This window comes from Pseudomonas sp. Marseille-Q5299, from assembly GCF_943737035.1.
Classification (GTDB): Bacteria; Pseudomonadota; Gammaproteobacteria; order Pseudomonadales; family Pseudomonadaceae; genus Aquipseudomonas; species Aquipseudomonas putida_E.
In genome coordinates this window covers 228,197-254,164 of the sequence record NZ_CALSFR010000006.1, presented here as the reverse complement: position 1 = coordinate 254,164, position 25,968 = coordinate 228,197, and the positions used below count along the sequence as shown (strand labels likewise).

The window sequence follows — 25,968 nt, the reverse complement described above, 5'->3', positions numbered from 1 at the left end:
TCAGTGGGGCGCTTCGGCAGCGTGGTTGAGCGAGTATTTGGGGATCTCGATGGTCAGGTCCTGATCACCGACGACCACCTGGCAGCCGAGACGCGATTGCGCCTCCAGGCCCCAGGCCTTGTCCAGCATGTCCTCTTCGAGTTCGTCCGCTTCTTCAAGCGAGTCGAAACCCTTGCGCACGATGCAGTGGCAGGTGGTGCAGGCCTTTACGCCACCGCAGGCGCTTTCCATCTCGATGTGATGGTCGTGGGCCAGCTCCAGGATATTGGTCCCGGGCTCGACCTCCACGCTCAGCCCCTCTGGGCAGAACTTCTCATGCGGCAGGAATGTCACCAGCGGCATCGGTTACTCCTCGATCTCATTCAGGTTGCGCCCGGCCAGTGCGGCTTTGACCGTCGAATCAAGGCGACGGGCGGCAAATGCATCGGTCACCTGCGACAAACGCTTGGTCTGTTGCTCGATGGCAGGGCCATCGGTGCCGGTCAGCAAATCACGTAGTTCTTGCATCTGGAACTCGATGGCTTCGCGCTCTTCACTGCTGAGCAGTCGCTCGCCATCAGCATCCAGGGCTCCCTGGACAGCTTCAAGCAGGCGCTCGCCGTCGACCTGGTGTTCACGAAGCTGACGCGCCTGCTTGTCGGAGCCTGCGTGCTCGAAGGAGTCCTTGAGCATGCGTGCGATCTCACCGTCGGTCAGGCCGTAGGACGGCTTGACCTGGATACTGGCTTCTACGCCGGAACCCAGCTCACGGGCCGCGACGCTGAGCAAACCGTCGGCATCGACCTGGAAGGTCACGCGGATTTTCGCAGCACCGGCAACCATGGCCGGAATACCACGCAGCTCGAAACGCGCCAGCGAACGGCAGTCGCTGATCAGCTCGCGCTCACCCTGCAGAACGTGAATCATCATGGCCGACTGGCCATCTTTATATGTGGTGAATTCCTGCGCGCGGGCCACCGGAATGGTGGTGTTGCGCGGGATCACCTTTTCCATCAACCCCCCCATGGTCTCAAGACCAAGGGACAGCGGAATGACGTCGAGCAGCAGCAGTTCACCGCCTTCGCGGCGGTTGCCGGCCAGGGTGTCAGCCTGGATGGCGGCGCCGATGGCTACCACCTGGTCGGGGTCGATCGAGGTCAGCGGGGTACGGCCGAACAGCGTACCTACTGCTTCACGCACACGCGGTACGCGGGTCGAACCACCCACCATGACCACCGCACCCACTTCATCCAGCTCGACGCCACTGTCGCGCACGGCGCGGCGGCAGGCCTTGAGGCTACGGGCAATCAGCGGCTCGATCATGGCCTCGAAAGCGGCGCGGCTGAGCTCGCCCTGCCAGGCGCCATGGCGAACACTGACCACGTCGGTGTCGGTCAGGGCCTCCTTGGCGGCGCAGGCGGCCTGGAGCAGCTGGCGCTGGGTAGCAGGGTCGAGGTCGGCGGACAGGCCGGCCTGCTCGATGATCCAGCTGGCAATGGCGTGATCGAAGTCATCGCCCCCCAGGGCGGTGTCACCACCGGTGGCAAGCACTTCGAACACACCTGCAGTCAGGCGCAGGATGGAAATATCGAACGTACCGCCGCCCAGGTCATAGATGGCCACCAGGCCTTCGGCATTCTGGTCCAGGCCATAGGCCACGGCAGCAGCGGTCGGCTCATTGAGCAGGCGCAGTACGCTCAGCCCAGCCAGTTTGGCTGCGTCCTTGGTCGCCTGACGCTGGGCATCGTCGAAATAGGCCGGCACGGTGATCACCGCGCCCACCAGCTCGCCGCCCAAGGTCGCCTCGGCGCGCTCGCGCAGCACCTTGAGGATATCGGCGGACACTTCCACCGGGCTCTTCGGCCCCTGGACAGTATCGATGAACGGCATGTGCGACTCGCCGCCAATGAAGCGATACGGCAGCTGTTCACCCAGTTGCTTGACGTCGGCCAGGCCACGCCCCATCAGGCGCTTGACCGACAGCACGGTGTTCAGCGGGTCGCTGGCGGCAGCTTCACGCGCTGCCAGGCCGACCTCATTGTGGCCCGCCAGATAGCGCACTGCGGAGGGCAGAATGACGTTGCCCTGCGCATCGGGCAGGGGTTCACTGCGACCGCTGCGCAGGGCAGCGACCAGAGAATTGGTAGTACCCAAGTCAATGCCCACCGCCAGGCGACGCTGGTGCGGCTGGGGGGTTTGACCGGGTTCGGCGATCTGCAGTAGGGCCATGCTTATCTGAATACCTTAGGCGTCATCACGGGCAACGCCGGGTTAATCGTCGAGGCGCTCTTCTAGTTGGCGCACTTCCTGGGCGAGCTTGTCGAGGAACTGCATGCGGCGCATCAGGCGCTCGGCCTTGTCGCGCTCGGCAGGCACATCCCAGCAGGCGGCAAAATCCTCGTTGAGCTGTTCCTGAGCAGCCCTCAGGCGCTTCTTGAACACGGCGACACCGTCGAGGTCGGCTTCGTCCTGCAGCTCTTCGAGTTCCTCGCGCCACTGCATTTGCTGCAGCAGGAAGTCAGGGTCGTGGACCGTGACTTCCTGAGGCACCTCGTGGCCACCGATGGCCAGCAAATAGCGTGCACGGCGCGGGGCACTGCGCAGGGTCTGGTAGGCGTCGTTGAGGGCGGCGGATTTTTCCAGCGCTACCCGCTGCTCACGCTCGGAAGCGTCGGCGAAGCGGTCAGGATGAACCTCGCGGGCCAGCTCGCGATAGCGAGTGGCCAGCTTGTCGAGGTCCAACCGGAAGCACGGCTGGAGGTCGAACAGAGCGAAATGACAAGGAGTACCCACAGCCAGCCTCAGACGTTGAAGCTTTCGCCGCAGCCACACTCACCGCGTACGTTGGGGTTGTTGAACTTGAAGCCTTCGTTCAACCCTTCCTTGACGAAATCCAGCTCAGTGCCGTCAAGGTAAACCAGGCTCTTGGGATCGATGATCACCTTGACGCCATGGTTCTCGAACACGGTGTCCTCGTCCGCCAGTTCATCGACGAACTCCAGCACGTAGGCCAGGCCCGAGCAACCGGTGGTGCGCACGCCCAGGCGGATGCCCTCGCCCTTGCCGCGCCCTTCGAGGGAACGCCGCACGTGGTTGGCGGCGGCTTCTGTCATGCTGATAGCCATCGGTACTTTTTCCTCAACGTCGGTTACTTCGCAACAGGCGACTTAGATCAAGCCTTTCTTCTGCTTGTAATCGCGAACGGCTGCCTTGATGGCATCCTCGGCGAGTACCGAGCAGTGGATCTTGACCGGCGGCAACGCCAGTTCTTCAGCCAGCTGAGTGTTCTTGATGGTTTCAGCTTCGTCCAGGGTCTTGCCCTTCATCCACTCGGTGGCGAGGGAGCTGGAAGCGATGGCCGAACCGCAGCCGTAAGTCTTGAACTTGGCATCTTCGATGATGCCTTGCTCGTTGACCTTGATCTGCAGACGCATCACGTCACCGCACGCTGGGGCGCCGACCATGCCGGTACCGACATCCGGGTCCTCGGCATTCATCTTGCCGACGTTACGTGGGTTTTCGTAGTGGTCGATGACCTTTTCACTGTATGCCATGGTGCAATTCCTTCCTCATCAGGGAGCCGCTCTTGCCGGCGACTGCTTAGTGGGCGGCCCACTCGATCTTGGAGATGTCAACGCCGTCTTTGTACATGTCCCACAGCGGCGACAGCTCACGCAGTTTGTTTACAGCCTCGCAGACTTTCTGCGCGGCGTAGTCGACTTCTTCTTCGGTGGTGAAGCGGCCGAAGGAGAAGCGGATCGAGCTGTGCGCCAGCTCGTCGTTACGGCCCAGAGCGCGCAGTACATACGACGGCTCGAGCGAAGCGGAGGTGCAGGCCGAACCGGACGATACCGCGATGTCCTTGAGCGACATCAGCAGCGACTCGCCTTCGACATAGTTGAAGCTCAGGTTCAGGTTGTGCGGTACGCGGGCAGTCTGGCTACCGTTGACATACAGCTCTTCGAGGTCCGAGACCTGCTTGAAGAAGCGGTCGCTCAGGGCCTTGATGCGCTGGTTTTCAGCGGCCATTTCCTGCTTGGCAATGGCGAATGCTTCGCCCATGCCGACGATCTGGTGGGTCGGCAGGGTGCCCGAACGCATGCCGCGCTCATGGCCACCGCCATGGATGATCGCTTCCAGACGCACGCGAGGCTTGCGGCTGACGTACAGCGCGCCAATGCCTTTCGGGCCGTAGGCCTTGTGCGCGGAGAACGACATCAGGTCGACTTTCAGCTTTTGCAGGTCGATTTCCACCTTGCCGGCCGACTGGGCGGCGTCAACGTGGAACAACACGCCGCGCGAACGGGTCAGTTCACCGATGGCGGCGATGTCGTTGATCGAGCCGACTTCGTTGTTGACGTGCATCAGCGAGACCAGAATGGTGTCGTCACGCAGCACCGCCTCGACCTGGGCCGGGGTGACGATGCCGTCTTCGCCTGGCTCGAGGTAGGTGACTTCGAAACCTTCACGCTCGAGCTGGCGAGCGGTATCCAGGACCGCCTTGTGCTCGATCTTGGAGGTGATGATGTGCTTGCCTTTGGACTGATAGAAGTGCGCCACGCCTTTGATGGCGAGGTTGTCGGACTCGGTAGCACCGCTGGTCCAGACGATCTCGCGCGGGTCGGCGTTGATCAGCTCGGCAACCTGGCGACGGCCGTTTTCGACCGCTTCCTCGGCTTTCCAGCCAAACACGTGGGAGCGCGAAGCCGGGTTACCGAAGTTACCGTCGACCAGCAGGCAGTCGGCCATCTTCTGGGCGACACGGGGATCGACCGGCGTGGTCGCGGAGTAATCGAGGTAGATCGGCAACTTCATTGAGTATCTCCTATCAGGCGGTGGCGTCGCTCGTCGCACTGTTAATAAAGGTCAGTCGACGGCGGACGTCTCAATCTTGTCCAGCTGGGCAGAACGGCCTGCGACACGACGCAGGTCCTGGCGTTGGGCGACTTCCTGCACCTCACGGCGCATGACGAGGTCGGCCAGGCTGATGCCATTGAGGAATTCGTGGATCTGCTGGCTGAGGTCGCACCACAGGTGGTGGGTCAGGCAGGTGTCACCGGCATGGCAATCCCCAAGGCCCTGGCAACGGGTGGCATCGACCGACTCGTTGACCGCGTCGATGACTTGGGCCACCTGGATGGTTTCCATGCCACGGGACAGCTGGTAACCACCGCCTGGGCCGCGCACGCTGGATACCAGGCTGCTGCGGCGCAGCTTGGCGAACAGCTGCTCCAGATAAGAGAGGGAAATGCCCTGGCGCTCGGAAATGTCGGCCAAAGACACAGGCCCATGCTGCGCGTGCAAGGCCAGGTCAAGCATGGCTGTCACGGCGTATCGGCCTTTGGTAGTCAGTCGCATGGCTAATGGTTACCACGGGAGTTACAGGATGTGAGCGAGTATGCTATTCCCGAGCATTTAAGTCAACTATTAGACCTACTGCTTTAGTCGGGTTTGCATCTGGGAGGCGGGCGCGATTGTAGCAGCAAAGGGGCGTGAGCACACGCCCCACATGCCAGTATGACCTCCCTGCGGCGCGATCAATGCGACCGAGCGTCGCGCGGGGCAACTGCCGAGATCTCGCTGAAGTCATCTTCGGGCAGGGCCGGCAGCTCTTTGGCGCAGTAGTCACTGCCCATTTTGGTCAATGCGCCACACATGCCTTCCAGCCGCTCGTCGACAGCCTGCAGGTGGTCGAGCATCTGGCCGATGGCACGCGCCACCGGGTCAGGCATGTCGCCACTGACGCCGTAGGCATCGAAGCCGATCTTTTCGGCCATGGCCTTGCGCCTGGCCTCGACTTCGCTGTCTTCGCTCTTGACGATGATCCGCCCCGGAATGCCGACCGCCGTGGCACCTGCCGGCACCGCCTTGGTCACCACTGCATTGGAGCCGATCTTGGCCCCGGCACCGACGGTGAACGGGCCGAGCACTTTGGCCCCTGCCCCCACCACTACGCCGTTTTCCAGGGTCGGGTGACGCTTGCCCTTGTTCCAGCTGGTGCCACCCAGGGTCACGCCTTGGTAAAGAGTGACGTCGTCGCCGATCTCGGCGGTTTCGCCGATCACGATACCCATGCCGTGATCGATGAAGAAGCGCCTGCCGATGGTCGCGCCGGGATGGATCTCGATACCAGTCATCCAGCGGCCAAAATTCGACACCAGGCGAGCCAGCCATTTGAAATCGCGCTTCCACAAGGCATTGCCCAGGCGATGCAACCAGATGGCATGCATGCCCGGGTAGCAGGTCAGCACCTCGAAGGCATTGCGTGCCGCCGGGTCCCGATGGAAAACGCTCTGGATATCTTCACGCAGACGTTCGAACATCTGTCAGTCCTTCCTTTTATGCGGCTCGCCCCGTGCGACCTTCTGGGTCTCGGTGAGGATACCGCGCAAAATGCTCATTTCCGGACGTTCCACCGAGCTGCGCCCGTACAGCCGGCGCAGGCGCGCCATCAGGTGCTTGGGCTTTTCGGGGTCAAGGAAGCCGATGTCCACCAGGGTTTTTTCCAGGTGTTCATAGAACAGCTCCATTTCGTCCATGGTCGCCAGCTCGCTGGCGTCGACCTTTTCGACTCTCTGCGCCGTGCCTTCAACCGCCAGCCAGGCCATGCGCACCTCATAGGCGAGCACCTGGACCGCAGCGGCCAGGTTCAACGAGCTGAAGTCGGGGTTCGAGGGAATGTGCACGTGAAAGTGACATCGCTGCAGTTCTTCGTTGGTCAGGCCGGCGTGCTCACGCCCGAACACCAAGGCGATCTCCTCACCGCCGACGGCATGCTCCACGGCCTTGGCCCCGCATTCACGGGGGTCGATCAACGGCCAGGGAATACTGCGCTCACGGGCACTGGTGCCCATGACCAGGCTGCAGCCGACCAACGCTTGCTCGAGGCTGTCGACCACCTGGGCACCGGCCAGCACATCGTCGGCACCGGAAGCACGCGCACTGGCGTCTGCGGCGGGGAACTCTTTTGGCTGCACCAGCACCAGACGCGACAAGCCCATGTTTTTCATGGCTCGCGCAGCGCCGCCGATGTTGCCGGGGTGGCTGGTATTGACCAGAACAACACGAATATTTTGCAGCAAGGTGTTGTGCTCACAGATGCGGGTTTTGGGGGTTCGATCTTACAGAACCGACCAGCGTAACGCCATGAAAGCAAATGTGACACTTCTGCCGCCAAACTTTTCTGCTAGAATGTTCGGCTTTCTTCTTTAACATCTCCAGGTGACCCGCCCATGCAGCCTATGCTGAATATCGCCCTGCGCGCCGCTCGCAGCGCCAGTGAACTGATTTTCCGCTCCATCGAACGCCTGGATAGCATCAAGGTGGACGAGAAAGAGGCTAAGGACTACGTTTCCGAGGTTGATCGCGCCGCCGAGCAGAAGATCGTCGACGCACTGCGCAAGGCCTACCCGAACCACTCCATTCAGGGTGAAGAGACGGGCATGCACGCGGGCACCGGCGAAGAAGGCAAGGACTACCTGTGGATCATCGACCCACTGGACGGTACCACCAACTTCCTGCGTGGCATCCCGCACTTCGCCGTCAGCATTGCCTGCAAATACCGTGGCCGCATTGAACACGCCGTCGTTCTCGACCCGGTACGCCAGGAAGAATTCACCGCCAGCCGTGGCCGTGGCGCCCAGCTCAATGGCCGTCGCCTGCGCGTCAGCTCGCGCACCAGCCTGGACGGCGCCCTGCTGGGCACCGGCTTCCCGTTCCGTGACAGCCAGATGGCCGACCTGGACAACTACCTGGGCATGTTCCGCGCTCTGACTGGCCAGACTGCCGGCATCCGCCGCGCTGGTTCCGCCAGCCTGGACCTGGCCTACGTGGCCGCCGGCCGCTTCGACGCCTTCTGGGAGTCGGGCCTGTCCGAATGGGACATGGCAGCGGGCGTGCTGCTGATCCAGGAAGCGGGCGGCCTGGTGAGCGACTTCAACGGTGGCCACGATTTCCTCGACAAAGGTCACATCGTTGCCGGCAACATCAAGTGCTTCAAGGCTGTGCTGACCGCTATCCAGCCGCACCTGCCAGAGCACATGAAGCGCTAAGCGCAGATTGCAGGCACAAAAAAAGCACCGGCGAGGTGCTTTTTTTGTGCCTGCAATATTATTGCTGCCCGGCTTCACTCAGGATCAGCTTGCCGTTCTTGTCCAGCGGGATGGTCGAGCCCGGCTCGCGTTCCATCTTCACCTTACCGACCTGGTCACCGATTGAGTAGGTCACGTTGTAACCAACGACCTTCTCACTGACATCGTTGACCGTGCTGCAACGGGTCTGCGTAGTGGTGTAGGTATCACGCTCCTGCATGCCCTCCTGCACCTTGTTGCCGGCATAGCCACCACCGACCGCACCGGCCACGGTGGCGATTTTCTTGCCTGTACCACCACCGATCTGGTTACCCAGCAAGCCGCCCGCCAAAGCGCCAACAACGGTACCGGCAATCTGGTGCTGGTCCTTGACCGGCGCCTGACGCGTCACGGCCACGTCCTTGCACACTTCGCGAGGGGTTTTCACCTGCTGCTTGATCGGCTGCACGTCGGTGACCTGGGCGTATTCGGGGCCTTTGTTCACCAAGCTGTAGGTCGCCACAGCACCTCCGGCAGTAACACCGACAGCACCCAGTACCGCACCCACCAGCATTGATTTATTCACTTGAACCTCCTGATTCATACCCGCGGGGTAAACCCGCCTGCTCCCAGCCTTGGAGCAAAAAAAAAGGCGCGAGTTCAACACTCGCGCCTTTTCGATCGCCGAACGGCTAGGGCTATGCCTTAAGGACGATCATCCACACCGTCGGTCTTGGCCGGTGGAATCAGGTCTTCGCTGTTCAGGTTCAGCCAGATCAGCACCACGTTGGCGATGTAGATCGAGGAGTAGGTACCCGCCATGACACCGATGAACAGGGCCAGGGAGAAGCCGAACAGGTTGTCACCGCCAAAGAGCAGCAGTGCGCCGATTGCCAGCAGGGTCGAAACGGAAGTGGCTACGGTGCGCAGCAGGGTCTGCGTGGTGGAGATGTTGATGTTCTCGATCAGCGAGGCCTTGCGCATCACGCGGAAGTTCTCACGTACCCGGTCGAACACCACGATGGTGTCGTTGAGCGAGTAACCGATGATCGCCAGCACCGCCGCCAGCACCGTCAGGTCGAAGGTGATCTGGAAGAACGACAGGATACCCAGCGTCACCACCACGTCATGGATCAGCGAGATGATCGCGCCCACAGCGAACTTCCACTGGAAGCGGAAGGCCAGGTAGATGAGGATGCCGCCCAGCGCCAAGAGCATGCCGAGGCCACCCTGGTCACGCAGCTCTTCACCCACCTGCGGGCCGACGAACTCGACGCGCTTGACCGTCGCCGGGTTGTCGCCGCCAACCTTCTGCAGCGCTTCGGCCACCTTGTTACCCAGCATCGGGTCATCGCCAGGCATGCGCACCAGCAGGTCGGTGGTAGCACCGAAGCTCTGTACCACGGCTTCGTTGAAGCCGGATTCGACCAGCTCGGAGCGCACTGCATTCAGGTCGGCCGGGCGCTCGTAGGTCAGCTCGATCAGCGTACCGCCGGTGAAGTCCAGGCCGAAGTTCAGGCCCTTCTGCCACCAGCTGAACAATGCCAGCACGGTAAGGAGCACGGTTACGGCGAACGCAACATTGCGCACGCCCATGAAATTGATGGTTTTCATCGTCGCTCCCTCAAACCCACAGCTTCTTGATGTCACGCCCGCCACAGGTCAGGTTGACCAGCGCACGGGTCATCATGATGGCGGTGAACATCGAGGTGAAAATCCCGAGGGACATGGTGACGGCAAAGCCCTTGACCGGCCCGGTACCCATGGCGAAGAGGATGCCGCCGACCAGCAGTGTGGTCAGGTTGGCATCGACGATCGCCGAATATGCGCGGTTGAAGCCTTCATGAATCGCGCGCTGCACCGACATGCCCGCAGCGATCTCTTCACGGATACGCGAGAAGATCAGTACGTTGGCGTCGACCGCCATACCCATGGTCAGCACGATACCGGCGATACCCGGCAAAGTGAGGGTGGCACCCAGCAGCGACATCAATGCCAGCAGCAAGACCATGTTGCCCGCCAGGGCAATGGTGGCCAGCACACCGAACGCGCGGTAGATGGCGATGATGAACAGCGAGACGAACAGCATGCCCCACAGCGACGCATCGATACCCTTGGTGATGTTGTCGGCACCCAGGCTCGGGCCGATGGTACGTTCCTCAGCGAAGTACATCGGCGCGGCCAGGCCACCGGCACGCAGCAGCAGGGCCAGTTCGGACGATTCACCCTGGCCGTCAAGGCCGGTGATGCGGAACTGGCTGCCCAGCGGCGACTGGATGGTCGCCAGGCTGATGATCTTCTTCTCTTCCAGGAAGCTCTGCACCGGCACGTCTTTCTCGACGCCGTTGACCGTCTGCTTGACGTAGCGGGTGACCGGCTTCTGCTCGATGAAGATCACCGCCATGCTGCGCCCGACGTTGCTGCGGGTCGCGCGGCTCATCAGCTCGCCACCGTGGCCGTCGAGGCGAATGTTCACCTGCGGGCGACCATGCTCGTCGAAGCTGGCCTGGGCGTCGGTGACCTGGTCACCGGTGATGATCAGGCCACGCTCGACCTGGGCGGAGCGGCCGCCCTCACGGAACTCGAAGACCTCGGTAGTAGCCCTGGACGCGCCCGGCTCGGCACCGAAGCGGAACTCCAGGTTGGCCGTCTTGCCGAGGATACGCTTGGCTTCGGCAGTGTCCTGCACGCCTGGCAGCTCGACCACGATGCGGTTGGCGCCCTGGCGCTGAACCAGCGGCTCGGCGACGCCCAGCTCGTTGACGCGGTTGCGCACGGTGGTGAGGTTCTGCTTGATCGAGTATTCGCGGATCTCGGCGACTTTCGCCTGAGTCAGCGCCAGACGCAGCACGGCGGTTTCATTACGCTCGCTGGTGGTCAGGTCGAAATCACTGAAATTCTTGCGGATCAGGGCACGTGCCTGTTCGCGGGTGGCATCGTCAGCGAAGCCCAGCATGATGCCGCCATCCTGCTGAGGCAGGCTGCGGTAGCGGACGCGCTCTTTGCGCAGCAAGGTCTTGACCTCGCCTTCGTAGACTTTCAGGCGGGCGCTCATGGCTTTGTCCATGTCCACTTCCAGCAGGAAGTGCACACCACCGGACAGGTCCAGGCCCAGCTTCATCGGGCTTGCACCCAGGTTACGCAGCCATTGCGGAGTGGTCTGGGCCAGGTTCAGGGCCACGACATAATCATCGCCCAGTGCCTTGCGCACTACATCCTTGGCTGGCAGTTGGTCTTCCTGATTGGTCAGGCGCACCAGCGCGCTGCCCTTCTCACCCAGGCTTGCACCCTTGACGGTGATACCGGCTTCGGTCAGCGCCTTGCTGACGCGGTCGAGGTCGGACTGGTTCACCTGCAGCGCCGAGCTGGCACCGCTGATCTGCACCGCCGGGTCATCCGGGTAGAGGTTGGGAGCGGAATAAATAAAACCGATCGCCAGTACCAACACGATCAGTGCGTATTTCCACAGAGGGTATTTGTTCAGCATCACGCCGCCCGTTCAAGACGCGGGGCGCGTTGCGCGCCCCGACTGGAAAAAAAACCGGTAACTCAGATAGCCTTGAGCGTACCTTTTGGCAGGGTCGCGGCAATGGCGCCCTTCTGGAACTTCAGCTCGACGGTGTCGGACACTTCCAGAACCACGAAATCATCGGAAACCTTGACGATCTTGCCAGCGATGCCGCCGTTGGTGACAACTTCATCACCTTTTTGCAAGTTGCTCAGCAGGTTCTTCTGCTCTTTGGCACGCTTGGCCTGCGGGCGCCAGATCATCAGGTAGAAGATGACCAGGAAACCGACCAGGAAAATCCACTCGAAGCCGGTGCCGGCTGGGCCAGCGGCGGGTGCAGCAGCGTCCGCATAGGCGGCGGGGATCAAGAAGCTCATTAGGCACTCCAGTTGCTTAAGTTTTAATTAGATGGTGCGAACAATCAGTCCAAAGGCGGCACAGGCAGCCCGCGCTTGGCATAGAAGGCGTCGACGAAGGCGGCCAATTTACCCTGTTGAATAGCCTCGCGTAAACCGGCCATCAAGCGCTGGTAATGGCGCAAGTTGTGGATGGTATTCAGCATGCTGCTCAACATTTCGCCGCACTTGTCCAGGTGATGGAGATAAGCGCGGGAGAAGTTCGTGCAGGTGTAGCAATCACAGGTCGGATCCAGCAGCGAATCATCGTGGCGATGGAACGCGTTGCGGATCTTGATCACCCCTGTATCGACGAACAGATGGCCGTTGCGCGCGTTACGCGTCGGCATCACGCAGTCGAACATGTCGACGCCGCGGCGCACACCCTCAACGAGATCTTCGGGTTTGCCTACCCCCATAAGGTAACGAGGTTTGTCAGCAGGCATCTGTGCCGGCAGGTAATCCAGCACCTTGATCATTTCGTGCTTGGGCTCGCCCACCGACAGGCCACCGATGGCCAGGCCGTCGAAGTCGATATTGACCAGCGCTTCCAGCGAGCGCATGCGCAGGTCCTGGTACATGCCGCCCTGGACGATGCCGAACAGCGCCGCGGTGTTGTCCCCGTGGGCGTTCTTCGAGCGTTGCGCCCAACGCAGCGACAGCTCCATGGAGGTGCGCGCCACGTCGTGCTCTGCCGGGTACGGTGTGCACTCGTCGAAGATCATCACGATGTCCGAACCCAGGTCGCGCTGCACCTGCATGGACTCTTCCGGGCCCATGAACACCTTGGAGCCATCGACCGGGGAGGCGAAGGTCACGCCCTCCTCCTTGATCTTGCGCATGGCGCCCAGGCTGAACACCTGGAAACCACCCGAATCAGTCAGGATCGGGCCTTTCCACTGCATGAAATCGTGCAGGCCGTTGTGCTTCTTGATCACCTCGGTACCTGGGCGCAGCCACAGGTGGAAGGTGTTGCCAAGGATGATCTCGGCACCAATGGCCTCGATGTCACGCGGCAGCATGCCCTTGACCGTGCCATAGGTACCTACCGGCATGAACGCCGGGGTTTCGACCGTGCCACGGGGGAAGGTCAGGCGGCCACGACGGGCCTTGCCGTCGGTGGCCAGCAGTTCGAAGGACATTCGACAGGTGCGACTCATGCTTGATCCTCTGGGCCGCGTGGCGCCGGATTGCGGGTGATGAACATGGCATCACCGTAACTGAAGAAGCGGTACCCCTGCTCGACCGCCGCCGCGTAGGCAGCCATGGTCTCGGGGTAACCGGCGAATGCCGAGACCAGCATCAGCAGCGTGGACTCCGGCAGGTGGAAGTTGGTGACCAGGGCATCGACCACATGGAACGGCCGGCCTGGGTAGATGAAGATGTCGGTATCGCCGCTGAAGGCCTTGAGCACGCCATCGCGCGCAGCGCTTTCCAGCGAGCGTACGCTGGTGGTGCCAACCGCGACCACACGGCCACCCCGGGCCCGGCAGGCCTCGATGGCATCGACCACATCCTGGCTCACTTCGAGCCACTCTTTATGCATGTGGTGGTCTTCGATCTTGTCGACCCGCACCGGCTGGAAGGTGCCAGCCCCCACATGCAGGGTGACGAAGGCGCGCTCAACGCCCTTGGCGGCGATCTTGTCCAGCAGCGCCTGGTCGAAGTGCAGGCCTGCGGTTGGCGCGGCTACGGCACCTGCGCGTTCGGCGTACACCGTCTGGTAACGCTCACGGTCGGCGCCCTCGTCCGGGCGGTCGATGTAGGGCGGCAGCGGCATGTGCCCGACACGCTCGAGCAGTGGCAGTACCTCTTCGGTGAAGCGCAGTTCGAACAGCGTGTCGTGGCGCGCAACCATTTCGGCCTCGCCACCGCCGTCGATAAGGATCACCGCGCCTTCTTTGGGCGCCTTGCTGGCACGCACATGGGCGAGCACGCGGTGGCTGTCGAGCACACGCTCGACCAGCACTTCCAGCTTGCCGCCGGAGGCTTTCTGGCCAAACAACCGCGCCGGGATCACCCGGGTGTTGTTGAACACCATCAGGTCGCCGGGGCGCAGGTAGTCGAGCAGATCGGTGAATTGCTTGTGCGCCAGCGCCCCGCTCGGCCCATCGAGGACCAGCAGTCGGCTGCCATGGCGCTCGGCCAGAGGGTGGCGGGCGATCAGGGAATCGGGGAGTTCGAAGGAAAAATCGGCGACGCGCATGATGATGTTCGGGTTCGGCAGGGCCGGGAAGTTTAGCCCAATGCGTGAAAATTGACCATGAAAGCCGATTGACCGACCTGAAGCACCTCTCTATACTGCGCGCCACACGCCCTGATGGCGGAATTGGTAGACGCGGCGGATTCAAAATCCGTTTTCGAAAGGAGTGGGAGTTCGAGTCTCCCTCGGGGCACCAAGATCCGGAAAAAACCGACCTTATGGTCGGTTTTTTTATGCCTGCCGTTTGACCAGAGGGCTCTCCCTACCATCTTGCAAAAACGGGGCGAGGGTTCAATAACCAGGCACGTGAAATCATGAGGGTCGCCCTGCCTTGATCCACTCCGTTACTTGCCTCATGGTCAGCCGATACCTGGCGCAGTTGTGCAGCGCCAGGATATCCAGTTCAGCCTGCAACAAAGGCTGAAACTGCCTTTTCTCGTCCTCTGAAAGAGGCAGCCCCGCTACCACTGAACCGGCTGTCAGCCTGTCACGTACGATGGCACCAATCGCCTCGTTCAACACCTCTCGATACTGCAGGCGAACAGGGTCCGGAACCCCCATTGCTTCAAGCATCACGCCATACTTGCTGATCGACCTGCGATAGACCCAGACAAACAGATCCGCCGCCATCGCCATGTCACGCTGCTCGTACACCCCCATCATCGCCAGAGCATAGTCCTGCGGGTTTACGTCAAGGAACGACAAAGGCGAGCAGTTGTAGAGCATCAGCGGTATGTTCGCCGCCAATCGACTTGTGCGTTTGTTGCCATCTTCGAACGGTTGCAGGTAGGCCAGGTTTATCCACAAGAAGAATGCCGCCTCGATGGGATTCTTGATCTGACGCGCCTTGTCGAGTATCAACTCGAACATCTCTTCCAGCAGTGAGGGCACCTGGGTTGGGAAATAGGTCGTACCGCTGATGTTCACTACTGTCTGGCGAATACTGCCCAGGGCATTGCTGTCTGCCAGCAGATCCTGCATCAGCAAGCCATGCAAGTTGCGGATCACGGCTGAGTTGAGCCCGTATTCCGGCACTGCATCGACCATGAATTCGATGGCCGCCTTGTGATTGAGCAACATGACCGCATCCAGATCCCCCTGCGTCACACCACTTTCGAACAGCCTCTGGGTGTCGAGCAGCGTATAGCGGTTGCCTTCCAAGCGTGACGAGGACCATGACAGGTCAATCAACAAAGGTTCGAGTACTTTGCGCGCGTAGGTGCCGGCTGGCTGCTGCCCCCTCATCCGCCCTTCAGCCTCGAGTACAACCGTCAAGCTGGGTGACAGCCAGGCAGTCTGGTTCGGCTGGTAGCTGTCTACAAGGTCGCGGTGATAGGTGACGACTTCGCGCATTGCCAATGGACGAGTCAAAGACTTGCGCAGGGCGAGACTCGCAGGCGACCACGGCAGCTCAGCAGAAAGAGGCTGCGCAGGCGCACTATCTGGTAATTGGGCAACTGCTGTGACCAGGCGATAACGCGTGATGCGTCCGTCCTTCTCCCGCTGAACCTGACCTGCCTCCAACAACGCATCGAGGTGACGCTTGACTGTGGACCAACTCGCATCGAGACGCTCGGCGATCTCGCGCGATCTTAGGCTCTGATCGTTCTGAAGCACTCTCAGAATCTTGTTTGGCACTGTCATGGCATCTCCGGATATAGCTCAATGCAGCTCAATATAGCTCAATGCAGCTCAATGCAGCTCAATGCAGCTCAATGCAGCTCAATGCAGCTCAATGCAGCTCAATGAGCTGTGGCCAGTTCACCCATCAATGCAAGCCCTTTTCAGCCCGCAGATTTTGACGCCACCCCAATGGCCACAGGCCCTCCAGCCATGTCTGGAATCTATTGGCCAGCACCGTCACCCCCACCTAAGATGTCATTCGTCGGATATACACAGAAAGTATTGATAGCGTAATAGCACTTAGCCATAGTCGCGCTCCCATTTCTCAATACCCGTGCAAATCATGAAATCAACTGTGCCCTGCCTGGCAGCAATGATGCTGCTCAGTGGGTGCAATGGAGTGCCAACGTCCTACGTGTCAGACCCCGTCTACGATCAGGCTTTCGTGGTCACATCCGGTGCACCGCTGCCGATGCTGTTGATGGCCACCGCCATCCAGTGGAACGAAGACTACGCGGTAACCGCCAAGCACACCCCATTCCTGCGCAACGTGGTCCATGAAGGGCTGGGTGATGTGGTGTTCTTCAAGCACAAGGCTGCCCGGGTGCCGCTCTGGCGCCAGTATGTGCCGGGCGAGCCTGTGACAGCGGTCGGCTTCAACAGCCTGATGATGCCGGTGCAGGGCAAAGGCCACACCCTGGCTTCACTGGTACGCCTGCAAGGCACGCCGGGCAGCGTGTTCTATTCGGTGCACGATGGCCCGATGGTCAAAGGCATGTCCGGTGGCCCAGTGTTCGCCGATGACGGCAAGGTCGTCGGGATCAATGTCGCCTTCATCGCCAAAAATGAAATCGATGCGCGCAACCGCCCGGACCTTGCCCACAAAGAGCGTGTCAGCGTGTTCATGTCGTTCAGCGAAATCGACAAGGAATGGCGCAGGTTCCAGTATCTGGCCAATAAAACGAAGCCCAAGGCCGCGCCTGCCGCGGTCAAGGGGGATATCGTGGTCGCCGCCAAGCCTTGAATTGAACCTGGGCTCAAGCACAGCGCTGAGCCTGGCATATGATGAGGCCAGCACGACTCATGCAAAGGGACCTGCCATGGCAGGTACCGGATAGCAAAAGGGTCGCGTTGGCGGCATCAAAACTTCTTGCAACATCCACCACCGAACCTTATCCGCCCCTCGACGTCCGATCCTGCATCCCCCTGTCGAGGTTCCCCGCGTGAAAGAAATCATCGCCCGCAAGTATCGCCTGGTGGTGAAGACCTTCGGCTACATCGGCTGGTCGCTGTTCTGGCTGCTGATCTGGGACGTGCTGGTCACCATCGATTTCATGCTGTTCCTCAACAGCAAGTTCACCCTGCCGCTGATCCCGCTGACATTGCTGGGTTCGGCGCTGGTGGTGCTGGTGAGTTTTCGTAACAGCAGCGCCTACAACCGCTGGTGGGAGGCGCGCACCTTGTGGGGCGCGCTGGTGAACAGTTCACGCAGCTTCGCCCGGCAGACGCTGACGCTGATCGACGACCCGGATGACGGCTTGAACCCGGTCAAGGCCACCTTGTTGCGCCGGCATATCGCCTATGTGAATTGCCTGGCGGCGCACCTCAAAGGCCAAGCCTGCCCCGACGAACTGATGGCGTTCATCCCGCCCGGGGAGTTCGAGCGGCGCAACCGTTCGAACAATTTCGCCAACGATATCCTCAGCGGTTCGGCAGCCCTGCTCGCCCGCGAATACAAGGCCGGGCGGCTGGACAGCATTCGCCTGGCGCGGCTGGAGTCGACGCTGGTGGACCTGTCCAACGCCCAAGGCGGCATGGAACGTATCGCCAATACACCACTGCCCTACCCTTACGTGTACTTTCCGCGGCTGTTCATCTCGTTGTTCTGCCTGATCGTACCCGTGGGCCTGGTCGAATCGCTGGGCTGGTTCACGCCACTGGCGTCTACCGTGGTCGGGTTCATGCTGCTAGCCATCGAGCGGATCGGCACCGACCTGCAGAGCCCGTTCCGCTTCAGTGAACACCAGATCCAGATGGACACCATTTGCGAGACCATCGAGCGCAACCTGGAGTCGATGCAGCGTGAAGCGCAGTGCGGGGAGTTAGGGGCTGATGCATTCAGGCCCGCACATAGCGCTGGCGCATGACATCACTGAACACGTCCACCAACAGCACCAGCACCAGCATGGCCAAGATCACCGTGCTGGCCTGGGCCTCCTGGAACAGGCTCAGGGTGGTATAGAGCATCTGCCCCAGCCCCCCTGCGCCAACGAGCCCAAGCACACTGGCCATCCGGATGTTGTTTTCCCAGCGGTACAAGCTGTAGGCCAGCAACTGCGGCCACAGGTTGGGCAAGGTGCCGAAGCAGAACGCCGCCAGTTGCCCGCCACCTTGCAGGCGGATCGCCGCCGCTGGCTCGGCCGGGGTATTTTCCAGTGCCTCGGCGTACAACCGGCCAAGCACACCTGCCGTATGCAGTGCCAACGCGAGCGTCCCGGCGTTAGGGCCAAGCCCTGCCGCCAACACCATCAACGCGGCCCACACCAGCTCGGGAATGGCACGCAGGGCATTGAGCAGCAGGCGCGCCGCAGCCTGCAGCGGCCAACCGAAACGCCCCGCTGCGGGTAATGCCAACAGCATGCCCAGCACCATTGCCAGCAGCGTACCCCACCCGGACATGGCCAGGGTTTCCAAGGCACCGCGCCCCACCGCTTGCAGGTGTTCGGCGGTAACGTCCGGATGCAGAAAACGCCCGGCATACTCGGCCATCTGCCCCAGCCCGCCGTTACCCACCAGCGCCTGCAGGTCCAGGTCCAGATAGCTGAACGAGGCGATTACCGCAGCAACCAGGGCAGCCATCACCAGCAGATTGATCACCCGGTTCATGCCAAGCGTCCCCGCAGGAAGCGGCTGAGCAGGTCCGCCAGCAGCACCAGGCCAAAGAAGGCGAGCAGCATGCTTGCTACCTCACCGCCTGCGAACATGCGCATCGACAGGTCGATCTGCTGCCCCAAGCCCCCGGCACCAACGAAACCCATCACCACCGAGGCGCGCACCGCGCACTCCCAGCGGTAGACGGTGTACGACACAAGCTCCGTGCCGGCACTGGGCAGGATGCCGTAGAAGAACGCCGTTAGCCGGCCACTGCCCGCTTGCAGCAGGGCATGCGCCGGGCGCTGGTCGACCGATTCGAAAATTTCGGCATAGACCTTGCCGAGCATGCCGCTGTAGGTGATGGCGATGGCCAGCACCCCCGCCGTCGGCCCCAGCCCTACCGCACGCACGAACAGCAACGCCCAGACGATCTCGGGCACACTGCGCAGGAAAATCAACAGCCCGCTCACCGGCATCCTTAGCAGGCGGGACCAGGCGCCGGAACGGCCACCACGAGAGGCCGCGCGCAACGACAAGGCACGGCTGGCCAGCAGGCTCGCCGGGACCGCCAGCAGCAGCGCCAGTACCATGCCGGCAGTGGCTACAGCCAATGTCTGCAGGGTCGCCTCGTACAGCAGTTCGAGAAATTCGCCATCATGCGCCGGCGGCCAGAAGGCGCTGGTGAAGCTGGCAATCTGCTGGCGGTTTTCCGCTTGCAGCAGCACGCCCGGGTTCAGCTCGCTCAACTGCGCCCCTGGCCACAGCAGGGCCAGCGCAACCAGGGCGACCAACAGGCGCGGCACAAACGCCGGATCGCGGGCGCTGGCCTTCAGCATCGCGGAATCTGCACAGCCAGGGTCGGGGCCTGGGGCAGTGGCGACCCCAGCTGCTCGTTGGCGTAGAGCGCATCGAGCATCTGCTCGGTCACAGCCTCGGCAGAGCAGTCGAACGCCACTCGGCCCTCACGAATGCCGATAACCCGCGGGAAATGTGCCAAGGCCAGGTCCACTGCATGCAGGCTGGCTACCAGCGTCACGCCGTAGGCTTGGGCATGGCGGTTGAGCAGGGCCAGGCTGTGTTCGGCCAGCACGGGGTCCATTGCTGAAACCGGTTCATCGGTCAGCAGTACCTCGGGCCGCTGATACAACGCGCGGGCGATGCCGACGCGCTGCAACTGGCCGCCGGAAAGCTGCCCGCACTGGACGAACAGCTTTTCCGCCAGGCCCAGCTCGGCCAGCACCTGGCGTGCGCCCTGCACATCGGTGGGGTACACCAGGTTGAGCAACGAACGCAGCGTACCCCACTGGCCCAGACGGCCGGCCAGCACAGCAGTCACCACCCGCTGGCGAGGCGGCAGGGGCGGTGCCTGATGTACCAGGCCGACCCTGGCGCGCAGACGCTGGCGAGCCTTTGCCGACAACGCCCAGGGCTGCTCACCCAACACGTCCAGGCGCCCTGCGCTGGGCTGTACGGCAGTGGCCATCAGGTGCAGGAGGCTGGATTTGCCAGCCCCCGAAGGGCCGATGATCGCGACCCGCTCACCTTGGGTGATACGCACAGAGACGGAGTCGAGCGCGCGAACCTGGCCGTGGCGCAGGCCCGCGTCGAGCAGCGTGATAGTCACTTGAGCAGGCCGGCCTCACGTGCCGCCTGCTCGGTGCCCTGATAGTTCTCAGGCTTGGTTTCGATGAAACGGCTGGCGGCCTGCAGGTCGAGGATCTTCTTGTGTTCCGGGTTCGAAGGGTCCAGGGCGAGGAAGGCTTGCTTGATCTTGTCTTTGAGCGCCGGGTCCATGTTGCCGCGCACGGTCCAGTTGTAGTCATAGTAGGTCGGGGTGGTGGCAAACACCTTGACCTTGCTGGTATCGACCTTGCCGGCGTCGACCAGCTTCTGCCAGACGCTGGCGTTGAGCACGCCACCATCGACCTTGCCGGCCTGGACCCAGGCCACGGTTGCGTCGTGGGCGCCGGAATAGGCCACGCGGCTGAAGTAGCCCTCAGGCTTGATGTTGTCTTCCTTGAGCATGAAGTAGCGCGGCATCAGGCTGCCAGAGGTGGACGAAATCGAACCGAAGGCGAAGGACTTGCCCTTGAGGTCGGCCAGGCTCTTTACATCCGGGTTGGCGGTGATGAACTTGGAGGTGAACTGGGCGTCCTGCTCACGCTGCACCAACGGTGTGGCGGTCGGGTCTTTGAGGTGTACCTGAACGAAGGTGAAACCACCCAGCCAGGCCAGATCCAGGCGGTCGCTGGCCAGTGATTCAACCACTGCCGGGTAGTCGGCCACCGGCACGAACTTCACCTGCATGCCCAGTTGCTGGGACAGGTATTTGCCCAGCGGCTCGAATTTGCGCAGCAGTTCGGTCGGCGCTTCGTCGGGGATGGCACTGACCCGCAAGGTATCAGCGGCCTGGGCGACAACGGCACAGCAGGACAGCACGAGGCCGGCGGCGAGCGCCAGAGGGCGTTTGAGCATGGGATTCTCCGGTTCAATAGCGGGGAAAGTGTCGGCGATAGGCAGACGGTGATGGATTATAAGTGGCACAGACGCAAAGGCCAGCTTTGCTACAATCGCGCATCACGAAAAATGAGGTGCGTAATGAGCGAGCCGATTCGCCTGACCCAGTACAGCCATGGTGCTGGCTGTGGCTGCAAGATCTCCCCCAAGGTGCTGGATGTGATCCTGGCCGAAAGTGGCGCCCAGGCCCTGGACCCGAACCTGTGGGTCGGCAACGCCTCGCGCGATGACGCCGCCGTGTACGCCCTGGACGATGAGCGCGGCGTGGTGTCCACCACCGACTTCTTCATGCCCATCGTCGATGACCCCTACGACTTCGGCCGCATCGCCGCCACCAACGCCATCAGCGACATCTACGCCATGGGCGGCGACCCGCTGATGGCCATCGCCATCCTAGGCTGGCCGGTCAACGTACTGCCACCAGAAGTGGCCCGTGAAGTGATCCGCGGTGGCCGCGCCGTGTGCGCCGAAGCCGGCATCCCACTGGCCGGCGGGCACTCGATCGATGCCCCCGAGCCGATCTTCGGCCTGGCCGTCACCGGCGTGGTCAGCAAGCGCCACCTCAAGCGCAATGACACCGCGACAGTGGGTTGCCGCCTGTACCTGACCAAGCCATTGGGCATCGGCATCCTCACCACCGCCGAGAAAAAGGCCAAGCTGCGTGAGCAGGACCAAGGCTTGGCCCGTGACTGGATGTGCACCCTCAACACCCCCGGCAGCCGCTTTGGCAAGCTCGACGGGGTCAAGGCGATGACCGACGTGACCGGTTTCGGCCTGCTCGGCCACCTGGTCGAGCTGGCCGAGGGCAGCGGGCTGACCGCGCACCTGGACTACGCGGCCGTCCCGCGGCTGCCGAGCATCGAGCACTACATGGCCGAGGGCTGCATCCCCGGCGGTACCCTGCGCAACTTCGACAGCTACGGGCACAAGATCGGCGCGCTGACCGACGATCAGAAGCACCTGCTGTGCGACCCGCAGACCAGCGGCGGCCTGCTGGTGGCGGTCACCCCCGAAGGTGAGCAGGCGTTCCTTGCCGTTGCCGCCGACCTTGGCCTGGACCTTGCGCCGATCGGCCTGCTGGCCGAGCGACAGAGCCACGCAGTCGAGGTGAACTGATGCGCCACGACTGCACCGACTTTCGCCAGTTGTTCCTCGACGACGTGCCGATGATGGACATGCGTGCGCCTGTCGAATTTGCCAAGGGCGCCTTCCCTGGCGTCGTCAACCTGCCGCTGATGACCGACCAGGAGCGGCAAAAGGTCGGTACCTGCTACAAGCAGCAGGGCCAGGCCGCAGCCATCACCCTTGGCCATCAACTGGTCAGCGGCACCATCAAGCGCGAGCGCCTGCATGCCTGGGCCAGCTTTGCCAAGGCCCACCCTGATGGATACCTGTACTGCGCCCGCGGCGGCCTGCGCTCGCTGATCGTCCAGCAGTGGCTGCGCGACGAAGCGGGCATCGCCTACCCGCGTATCAAGGGTGGCTATAAAGCCCTGCGCACTTTCCTGCTCGATACAACCCAGCAGGCCGTGGAGCAATGCGATTTCGTTTTGGTCGGCGGCCTCACGGGCACCGGCAAGACCGATGTGCTGCACCAACTGAACAACGTGATCGACCTTGAAGGCCATGCCAACCACCGCGGTTCGAGCTTCGGCAAACGCGCCACCGCACAGCCGGCGCAGATCGACTTCGAGAACAAGCTGGCCATCGACGTGCTGAAGAAACGCGCACGTGGTATCGAGCAGTTCGTGCTGGAGGACGAGGGCCGTATTGTCGGCAGCTGCACCGTGCCGCTGGAGCTGTACCAGGGCATGCAGCAATACCCGCTGGTGTGGCTGGAAGACAGCTTCGAAAACCGTGTCGAACGCATTCTGCGTGACTACGTGGTCAACCTGTGCGCCGAGTTCGTCGCGCTACATGGCGAAGAACTCGGGCGCCGGCTGTTCACTGAGCGCCTGCTGCAGAGTATGAGCAACATTCACAAGCGCCTGGGTGGCGAGCGCTACCAGCGCCTGTCCGAGATCATGCGCCTGGCGCTGGATGAGCAGCAGCGCAGCGGTGGCATCGATCTGCACCGGGGGTGGATCGAGGGTTTGCTGAAGGAATACTACGACCCGATGTATGCCTACCAGCGTGATGCCAAGGCGGACCGGGTGGAGTTTGCAGGGGATGCTGTGCAGGTGCGCGAGTACCTCAAGGCTCGCAAGCGCTAGGGGCCGCTTGCGGCCCATCGCCGGCAAGCCAGCTCCTACAGGGGCCGCGCAGTTCTTGAGTTCTGCGCTGTACCTGTGGGAGCTGGCTTGCCAGCGATGGCGCCCGCACAGGCAACATCACTGCCCAGGGCTGAGCACCCGTTCCAGCTCTGCCGCCCGCTCGCGGGTCATGTCCAGCCCACACATCCCGCCTTCGAGCTGGGCCATCGTCCCGCCGCTGGCTTGCACGTGGAACTTGCAGTTGCCATCACGGTAAGCGATCCACTGGCGCTGAACATCGCGCAAGCTCTTCTTCGGCTCCGCTTCGAGCTTGCCCATCAGCTGCTTGTAGGCCCGGTTCAACCGCGCATCCTGCAGCTGGGTTTCGGCCTGGATGCAACTGCTCATGGCCAGCGTACTGGAAGCCTTGTCCATGCACTGGGTATAGCTCGGCGAGTTGTCCTCGGCCATTGCCACAGGCATGCAACATGCCAAGGCCAACCCCATCAGATACTGCTTGCTCATCGCCATCTCCTGGTCCATATCAAAACGCCTGCGGCTGCTCCGCAGGCATCAGTACCTTGCCGGGCACAAAGCGCAGCGACGGCATTTGCGTGGCGGCATACAACGCCAGCGCCAGTGCCGCGATCAGCGCCACGTCGAGCCAGCGCCAGCCCGGCATGTCCTGTGCACTGCGCGCCTTCCAGACATGCCATGCCTGCCCTGCGCAGAACACCACGATAGACGCCAGCCAAAGGTAAAAACCGGCACCAAAGCCCGTACGGTCCTGAAACGCGTAGCTGATGTTATCCGGCAGCCGTTCGATGCCAAAGCTGCTGGCCGCCAGGTACAACGCAGCCAACCCGGCTAGCAGCGCCAGGCGGCGGAAACGCCGGTGGGCAAGGACTGCGATTGCCAGCAGCGGGTTGGCAAACCACTGAAACAGCCCGAACGGAACGCCCCATGGCCCGTACAGCAACATCTGCAAGGCCGGCATGTGCCTGCCGGCACTCATCAGCGCGCCATCGAAACACAGGCCGAGCAAATACAGGGCAAGGCTGAAGGTGAGGTAAAAAGCCGTCATGCAACGGGTGGCTCGAGCAACAACCCGTAAATGCCCGAGTCGGACAACTCACCCGCCACGCACCAGCGTGCGCGCAAAGTGCCTTCAAGGACGAAGCCCTGGCGCTCCAGCGTACGTGCCGAGCCATTGTTGCGCGGGTCGATCTCGGCCTCCAGGCGGCGCATGTGCAGGGTATGGGCGAGGTAGTCGATGAAGCAGGTCAGTGCCTCGTCCATGTAGCCCCTGCCCTGCACTGCGCTGGCCAGGCAATAGCCGATCTCGCCACGGCGTGAGGTGTCATCGATGTTGAACAGCTGGACCATGCCGATCAGTTCGCCAGTGTCACGGCGGTACATGCCCAGCTTGAGCTGGTCACCATTGGCATAGGCCTCGCGGTCGGCAGCCAGGGCGCTTTGTGCCTCGGCTAGGTCTTGCCAGGGGGCATGGTGCCAATAGCGCATGACCTCGGGGTCGGCCATGATCGTCAGCCATTGCTGGGCATCGGCGTGGCGCATCGGGCGCAACTGCAGGCGCGGGCTGTCGAGGCAGAGGTCGGTGGGGAAACTTCGGGGTGGGGTCACGCCGCATCTCCTGTCCATTGCTGGGGAAATGACAGTTTAACGTCATGTGGGAGGGCTGGGGCATGCCTGGTGTTTCAGGGGGTATTGAAGACTGAGCGCCGCGCGGGCGGCGCTCGATCTCAAGTGCGCTGGGCGAACACGCTTCAGGCCCCGCGGTTCAAGCCCATTTCCATGTCATTGATCAGCGCCTTGGCCATGGCACTTAGAATGCGCGCGGCGCTGCCGGCAACGAGGTTGCCCTCCATCTCGGTTTCCTCACTCAAGTGCCGAATGCACCCAAGCAGAACGGAAAGTTCGTCAAACGCGTGATCGAGCGGCACTCCCGGCTGGATGGCATACAGATCGAGAAACGTCTCTTGGCCAACCGTGGTTCGCGCTTTCAGGTCATCACTCATGCGCCCTCTCCAACGTGCTCATATGGCCGAAAAGGGCCCGCAGGAGCTCGGTGTGGATGCCCATGTTATCCAGCACCACCTTGCGTTGGTCTTCGCCCACGGTGCTGAGGTAGAGCTCGATGGTGCGCGAAAGGCTGTCCATTAGGGCGGCGGCATGGGCCTTGGCGTCTTCAAGGGAAAGGTCGGCGATTATCGAGATGTAGGGAATAGGGAAGCTGTCGGGTGGATCGGGTACGATTTTTTTCATGGTGAACTCCAATGACATTTCTAGGAGCAACCACCCTGGTCCTTCTCACAGATTGGGGTGGCAGCCGTGCGCGAGGTGAGAAGCCCGTGTTGGAGTCACCACGGTCAGGCCTAAGCCTGCACGCGCACAGCTGCCATAAAAACGGCCGACTACCAACAACGAGTTCTCACACTCGCTCGCCATATGGGCGAACCGTGAAGTTATCGCTGTAGTCCTTCCCCGCCTATCAGGCGGCATCCGACACGCATCGTAGGATAATTCGCCAAGCCCGTCTTTCTGAAGCATTTGGTTTCAGGTTCAGAAACTTCTTACACATGACTGG

At 62.0% G+C, this 25,968-nt stretch carries 30 protein-coding genes and 1 tRNA gene; 6 read left to right on the top strand and 25 right to left on the bottom strand.

The genetic code is table 11. From position 1 onward, the window contains the following. From fdx to trmJ, 9 genes are all read right to left on the bottom strand, one after another. Positions 1 to 342: an ISC system 2Fe-2S type ferredoxin gene (fdx, locus tag NGJ21_RS18460; protein WP_039604293.1), complete on the bottom strand. Its 342-nt coding sequence runs from the start codon at positions 340 to 342 to the stop codon at positions 1 to 3. Positions 343 to 345: 3 nt separating this feature from the next. Continuing rightward, positions 346 to 2,208, bottom strand: a complete 1,863-nt coding sequence (gene hscA, locus NGJ21_RS18455; protein WP_115273919.1) for a Fe-S protein assembly chaperone HscA — start codon at positions 2,206 to 2,208, stop codon at positions 346 to 348. Between the two features lie 42 nt (positions 2,209 to 2,250). Further along, positions 2,251 to 2,772, bottom strand: a complete 522-nt coding sequence (gene hscB, locus NGJ21_RS18450; RefSeq protein WP_046784483.1) for a co-chaperone HscB — start codon at positions 2,770 to 2,772, stop codon at positions 2,251 to 2,253. 8 nt (positions 2,773 to 2,780) lie between these two features. Next, positions 2,781 to 3,104 carry an iron-sulfur cluster assembly protein IscA gene (gene iscA, locus NGJ21_RS18445; RefSeq protein ID WP_008092567.1) on the bottom strand — a complete coding sequence of 108 codons (324 nt, stop codon included), beginning with the start codon at positions 3,102 to 3,104 and terminating at the stop codon, positions 2,781 to 2,783. A 42-nt stretch (positions 3,105 to 3,146) separates the two neighbouring features. Beyond that, positions 3,147 to 3,533, bottom strand: coding sequence for a Fe-S cluster assembly scaffold IscU (gene iscU / locus NGJ21_RS18440; protein WP_007929523.1), 387 nt, complete (start codon positions 3,531 to 3,533; stop codon positions 3,147 to 3,149). 46 nt (positions 3,534 to 3,579) lie between these two features. Further along, the gene (locus NGJ21_RS18435) at positions 3,580 to 4,794 is read right to left on the bottom strand and encodes an IscS subfamily cysteine desulfurase (protein WP_012316144.1); all 1,215 of its coding nucleotides are present in this window, start codon (positions 4,792 to 4,794) and stop codon (positions 3,580 to 3,582) included. A 51-nt stretch (positions 4,795 to 4,845) separates the two neighbouring features. Next, positions 4,846 to 5,337, bottom strand: a complete 492-nt coding sequence (iscR, locus tag NGJ21_RS18430) for a Fe-S cluster assembly transcriptional regulator IscR (RefSeq protein ID WP_046784484.1) — start codon at positions 5,335 to 5,337, stop codon at positions 4,846 to 4,848. A 179-nt stretch (positions 5,338 to 5,516) separates the two neighbouring features. Then, on the bottom strand, positions 5,517 to 6,302 hold the full coding sequence (cysE, locus tag NGJ21_RS18425; RefSeq protein ID WP_046784485.1) for a serine O-acetyltransferase: 786 nt from the start codon (positions 6,300 to 6,302) through the stop codon (positions 5,517 to 5,519). Positions 6,303 to 6,305: 3 nt separating this feature from the next. Beyond that, complete coding sequence (trmJ, locus tag NGJ21_RS18420; RefSeq protein WP_115273918.1) at positions 6,306 to 7,061, bottom strand: tRNA (cytosine(32)/uridine(32)-2'-O)-methyltransferase TrmJ; 756 nt, start codon at positions 7,059 to 7,061, stop codon at positions 6,306 to 6,308. 150 nt (positions 7,062 to 7,211) lie between these two features. On the opposite strand from trmJ, the gene suhB reads away from it, so the two are divergent. Continuing rightward, positions 7,212 to 8,030 carry a type III secretion system regulator SuhB gene (gene suhB, locus NGJ21_RS18415; RefSeq protein ID WP_012316148.1) on the top strand — a complete coding sequence of 273 codons (819 nt, stop codon included), beginning with the start codon at positions 7,212 to 7,214 and terminating at the stop codon, positions 8,028 to 8,030. A 58-nt stretch (positions 8,031 to 8,088) separates the two neighbouring features. Here the strand turns inward: suhB and NGJ21_RS18410 are convergent, their stop codons facing one another. From NGJ21_RS18410 to queA, 6 genes are all read right to left on the bottom strand, one after another. Beyond that, positions 8,089 to 8,634: a glycine zipper 2TM domain-containing protein gene (locus NGJ21_RS18410; RefSeq protein WP_251962479.1), complete on the bottom strand. Its 546-nt coding sequence runs from the start codon at positions 8,632 to 8,634 to the stop codon at positions 8,089 to 8,091. Between the two features lie 119 nt (positions 8,635 to 8,753). Continuing rightward, positions 8,754 to 9,662 carry a protein translocase subunit SecF gene (gene secF, locus NGJ21_RS18405; protein ID WP_251962478.1) on the bottom strand — a complete coding sequence of 303 codons (909 nt, stop codon included), beginning with the start codon at positions 9,660 to 9,662 and terminating at the stop codon, positions 8,754 to 8,756. 10 nt (positions 9,663 to 9,672) lie between these two features. Then, entirely contained in the window at positions 9,673 to 11,535 is a 1,863-nt protein-coding gene (gene secD, locus NGJ21_RS18400; protein ID WP_046784489.1) for a protein translocase subunit SecD, read from the bottom strand. Between the two features lie 62 nt (positions 11,536 to 11,597). Further along, on the bottom strand, positions 11,598 to 11,933 hold the full coding sequence (gene yajC / locus NGJ21_RS18395; RefSeq protein WP_008092587.1) for a preprotein translocase subunit YajC: 336 nt from the start codon (positions 11,931 to 11,933) through the stop codon (positions 11,598 to 11,600). A 44-nt stretch (positions 11,934 to 11,977) separates the two neighbouring features. Then, on the bottom strand, positions 11,978 to 13,093 hold the full coding sequence (tgt, locus tag NGJ21_RS18390; protein ID WP_251962510.1) for a tRNA guanosine(34) transglycosylase Tgt: 1,116 nt from the start codon (positions 13,091 to 13,093) through the stop codon (positions 11,978 to 11,980). A 14-nt stretch (positions 13,094 to 13,107) separates the two neighbouring features. Then, positions 13,108 to 14,157: a tRNA preQ1(34) S-adenosylmethionine ribosyltransferase-isomerase QueA gene (gene queA / locus NGJ21_RS18385; RefSeq protein ID WP_039602792.1), complete on the bottom strand. Its 1,050-nt coding sequence runs from the start codon at positions 14,155 to 14,157 to the stop codon at positions 13,108 to 13,110. Positions 14,158 to 14,265: 108 nt separating this feature from the next. Between queA and NGJ21_RS18380 the strand changes: the two genes are divergently transcribed. Next, a tRNA-Leu gene (locus tag NGJ21_RS18380) sits at positions 14,266 to 14,350 on the top strand. Positions 14,351 to 14,466: 116 nt separating this feature from the next. Here NGJ21_RS18380 and NGJ21_RS18375 read toward each other — a convergent pair. Beyond that, entirely contained in the window at positions 14,467 to 15,798 is a 1,332-nt protein-coding gene (locus NGJ21_RS18375; protein WP_251962477.1) for a Fic family protein, read from the bottom strand. A 355-nt stretch (positions 15,799 to 16,153) separates the two neighbouring features. Between NGJ21_RS18375 and NGJ21_RS18370 the strand changes: the two genes are divergently transcribed. Then, entirely contained in the window at positions 16,154 to 16,801 is a 648-nt protein-coding gene (locus tag NGJ21_RS18370; protein WP_251962509.1) for a trypsin-like peptidase domain-containing protein, read from the top strand. Between the two features lie 199 nt (positions 16,802 to 17,000). Further along, entirely contained in the window at positions 17,001 to 17,924 is a 924-nt protein-coding gene (locus tag NGJ21_RS18365) for a bestrophin family protein (protein ID WP_125923427.1), read from the top strand. Here the strand turns inward: NGJ21_RS18365 and phnE are convergent. From phnE to NGJ21_RS18345, 4 genes are read right to left on the bottom strand one after another with little or no spacing between them, the layout of a single operon-like run. After that, positions 17,896 to 18,663 (bottom strand): phosphonate ABC transporter, permease protein PhnE, encoded by a 768-nt coding sequence (gene phnE / locus NGJ21_RS18360; protein WP_196997013.1) that lies wholly within the window; start codon positions 18,661 to 18,663, stop codon positions 17,896 to 17,898. The genes NGJ21_RS18365 and phnE overlap by 29 nt on opposite strands. Beyond that, complete coding sequence (locus NGJ21_RS18355; protein WP_251962476.1) at positions 18,660 to 19,487, bottom strand: PhnE/PtxC family ABC transporter permease; 828 nt, start codon at positions 19,485 to 19,487, stop codon at positions 18,660 to 18,662. Before NGJ21_RS18355 ends, phnE begins: the two co-directional genes overlap by 4 nt. Further along, a complete protein-coding gene (locus NGJ21_RS18350; protein WP_046784493.1) occupies positions 19,481 to 20,275 on the bottom strand; it encodes a phosphonate ABC transporter ATP-binding protein in 795 nt (264 codons plus the stop codon). Before NGJ21_RS18350 ends, NGJ21_RS18355 begins: the two co-directional genes overlap by 7 nt. After that, positions 20,272 to 21,126: a putative selenate ABC transporter substrate-binding protein gene (locus tag NGJ21_RS18345; RefSeq protein ID WP_012316169.1), complete on the bottom strand. Its 855-nt coding sequence runs from the start codon at positions 21,124 to 21,126 to the stop codon at positions 20,272 to 20,274. The genes NGJ21_RS18350 and NGJ21_RS18345 overlap by 4 nt, the downstream gene beginning before the upstream one ends. A gap of 123 nt (positions 21,127 to 21,249) precedes the next feature. Between NGJ21_RS18345 and selD the strand changes: the two genes are divergently transcribed. Then, complete coding sequence (selD, locus tag NGJ21_RS18340; RefSeq protein WP_115273910.1) at positions 21,250 to 22,284, top strand: selenide, water dikinase SelD; 1,035 nt, start codon at positions 21,250 to 21,252, stop codon at positions 22,282 to 22,284. Further along, positions 22,284 to 23,381 (top strand): tRNA 2-selenouridine(34) synthase MnmH, encoded by a 1,098-nt coding sequence (mnmH, locus tag NGJ21_RS18335; protein WP_046784495.1) that lies wholly within the window; start codon positions 22,284 to 22,286, stop codon positions 23,379 to 23,381. The genes selD and mnmH overlap by 1 nt, the downstream gene beginning before the upstream one ends. Before the next feature lie 117 nt (positions 23,382 to 23,498). Here mnmH and NGJ21_RS18330 read toward each other — a convergent pair whose 3' ends face one another. The 5 genes from NGJ21_RS18330 to NGJ21_RS18310 all read right to left on the bottom strand — a co-directional run bounded on the left by NGJ21_RS18330 (position 23,499) and on the right by NGJ21_RS18310 (position 25,646). Beyond that, a complete protein-coding gene (locus tag NGJ21_RS18330; RefSeq protein WP_251962475.1) occupies positions 23,499 to 23,885 on the bottom strand; it encodes a lysozyme inhibitor LprI family protein in 387 nt (128 codons plus the stop codon). A gap of 19 nt (positions 23,886 to 23,904) precedes the next feature. Beyond that, complete coding sequence (locus NGJ21_RS18325) at positions 23,905 to 24,444, bottom strand: hypothetical protein (protein ID WP_174141570.1); 540 nt, start codon at positions 24,442 to 24,444, stop codon at positions 23,905 to 23,907. Continuing rightward, positions 24,441 to 25,004 (bottom strand): GNAT family N-acetyltransferase, encoded by a 564-nt coding sequence (locus NGJ21_RS18320; protein ID WP_012316174.1) that lies wholly within the window; start codon positions 25,002 to 25,004, stop codon positions 24,441 to 24,443. The genes NGJ21_RS18325 and NGJ21_RS18320 overlap by 4 nt, the downstream gene beginning before the upstream one ends. A gap of 143 nt (positions 25,005 to 25,147) precedes the next feature. Continuing rightward, entirely contained in the window at positions 25,148 to 25,399 is a 252-nt protein-coding gene (locus tag NGJ21_RS18315) for a DUF3077 domain-containing protein (RefSeq protein WP_251962474.1), read from the bottom strand. Next, on the bottom strand, positions 25,392 to 25,646 hold the full coding sequence (locus NGJ21_RS18310; protein WP_125923423.1) for a hypothetical protein: 255 nt from the start codon (positions 25,644 to 25,646) through the stop codon (positions 25,392 to 25,394). The genes NGJ21_RS18315 and NGJ21_RS18310 overlap by 8 nt, the downstream gene beginning before the upstream one ends. Positions 25,647 to 25,968: the final 322 nt, after the last annotated feature.

Bases quoted from the DNA above. Each gene is read 5' to 3' on its own strand.
- phnE (WP_196997013.1), bottom strand. From the start codon at position 18,663: ATGAACCGGGTGATCAATCTGCTGGTGATGGCTGCCCTGGTTGCTGCG.
- cysE (WP_046784485.1), bottom strand. From the start codon at position 6,302: ATGTTCGAACGTCTGCGTGAAGATATCCAGAGCGTTTTCCATCGGGAC.
- NGJ21_RS18370 (WP_251962509.1), top strand. From the start codon at position 16,154: ATGCTGCTCAGTGGGTGCAATGGAGTGCCAACGTCCTACGTGTCAGAC.
- secF (WP_251962478.1), bottom strand. From the start codon at position 9,662: ATGAAAACCATCAATTTCATGGGCGTGCGCAATGTTGCGTTCGCCGTA.
- NGJ21_RS18345 (WP_012316169.1), bottom strand. From the start codon at position 21,126: ATGCTCAAACGCCCTCTGGCGCTCGCCGCCGGCCTCGTGCTGTCCTGC.
- tgt (WP_251962510.1), bottom strand. From the start codon at position 13,093: ATGTCCTTCGAACTGCTGGCCACCGACGGCAAGGCCCGTCGTGGCCGC.
- iscR (WP_046784484.1), bottom strand. From the start codon at position 5,337: ATGCGACTGACTACCAAAGGCCGATACGCCGTGACAGCCATGCTTGAC.
- selD (WP_115273910.1), top strand. From the start codon at position 21,250: ATGAGCGAGCCGATTCGCCTGACCCAGTACAGCCATGGTGCTGGCTGT.
- fdx (WP_039604293.1), bottom strand. From the start codon at position 342: ATGCCGCTGGTGACATTCCTGCCGCATGAGAAGTTCTGCCCAGAGGGG.
- hscA (WP_115273919.1), bottom strand. From the start codon at position 2,208: ATGGCCCTACTGCAGATCGCCGAACCCGGTCAAACCCCCCAGCCGCAC.
- iscU (WP_007929523.1), bottom strand. From the start codon at position 3,533: ATGGCATACAGTGAAAAGGTCATCGACCACTACGAAAACCCACGTAAC.
- NGJ21_RS18375 (WP_251962477.1), bottom strand. From the start codon at position 15,798: ATGACAGTGCCAAACAAGATTCTGAGAGTGCTTCAGAACGATCAGAGC.
- mnmH (WP_046784495.1), top strand. From the start codon at position 22,284: ATGCGCCACGACTGCACCGACTTTCGCCAGTTGTTCCTCGACGACGTG.
- secD (WP_046784489.1), bottom strand. From the start codon at position 11,535: ATGCTGAACAAATACCCTCTGTGGAAATACGCACTGATCGTGTTGGTA.
- suhB (WP_012316148.1), top strand. From the start codon at position 7,212: ATGCAGCCTATGCTGAATATCGCCCTGCGCGCCGCTCGCAGCGCCAGT.
- NGJ21_RS18325 (WP_174141570.1), bottom strand. From the start codon at position 24,444: ATGACGGCTTTTTACCTCACCTTCAGCCTTGCCCTGTATTTGCTCGGC.
- NGJ21_RS18315 (WP_251962474.1), bottom strand. From the start codon at position 25,399: ATGAGTGATGACCTGAAAGCGCGAACCACGGTTGGCCAAGAGACGTTT.
- NGJ21_RS18310 (WP_125923423.1), bottom strand. From the start codon at position 25,646: ATGAAAAAAATCGTACCCGATCCACCCGACAGCTTCCCTATTCCCTAC.
- NGJ21_RS18355 (WP_251962476.1), bottom strand. From the start codon at position 19,487: ATGCTGAAGGCCAGCGCCCGCGATCCGGCGTTTGTGCCGCGCCTGTTG.
- NGJ21_RS18435 (WP_012316144.1), bottom strand. From the start codon at position 4,794: ATGAAGTTGCCGATCTACCTCGATTACTCCGCGACCACGCCGGTCGAT.
- queA (WP_039602792.1), bottom strand. From the start codon at position 14,157: ATGCGCGTCGCCGATTTTTCCTTCGAACTCCCCGATTCCCTGATCGCC.
- yajC (WP_008092587.1), bottom strand. From the start codon at position 11,933: ATGAGCTTCTTGATCCCCGCCGCCTATGCGGACGCTGCTGCACCCGCC.
- iscA (WP_008092567.1), bottom strand. From the start codon at position 3,104: ATGGCTATCAGCATGACAGAAGCCGCCGCCAACCACGTGCGGCGTTCC.
- NGJ21_RS18330 (WP_251962475.1), bottom strand. From the start codon at position 23,885: ATGAGCAAGCAGTATCTGATGGGGTTGGCCTTGGCATGTTGCATGCCT.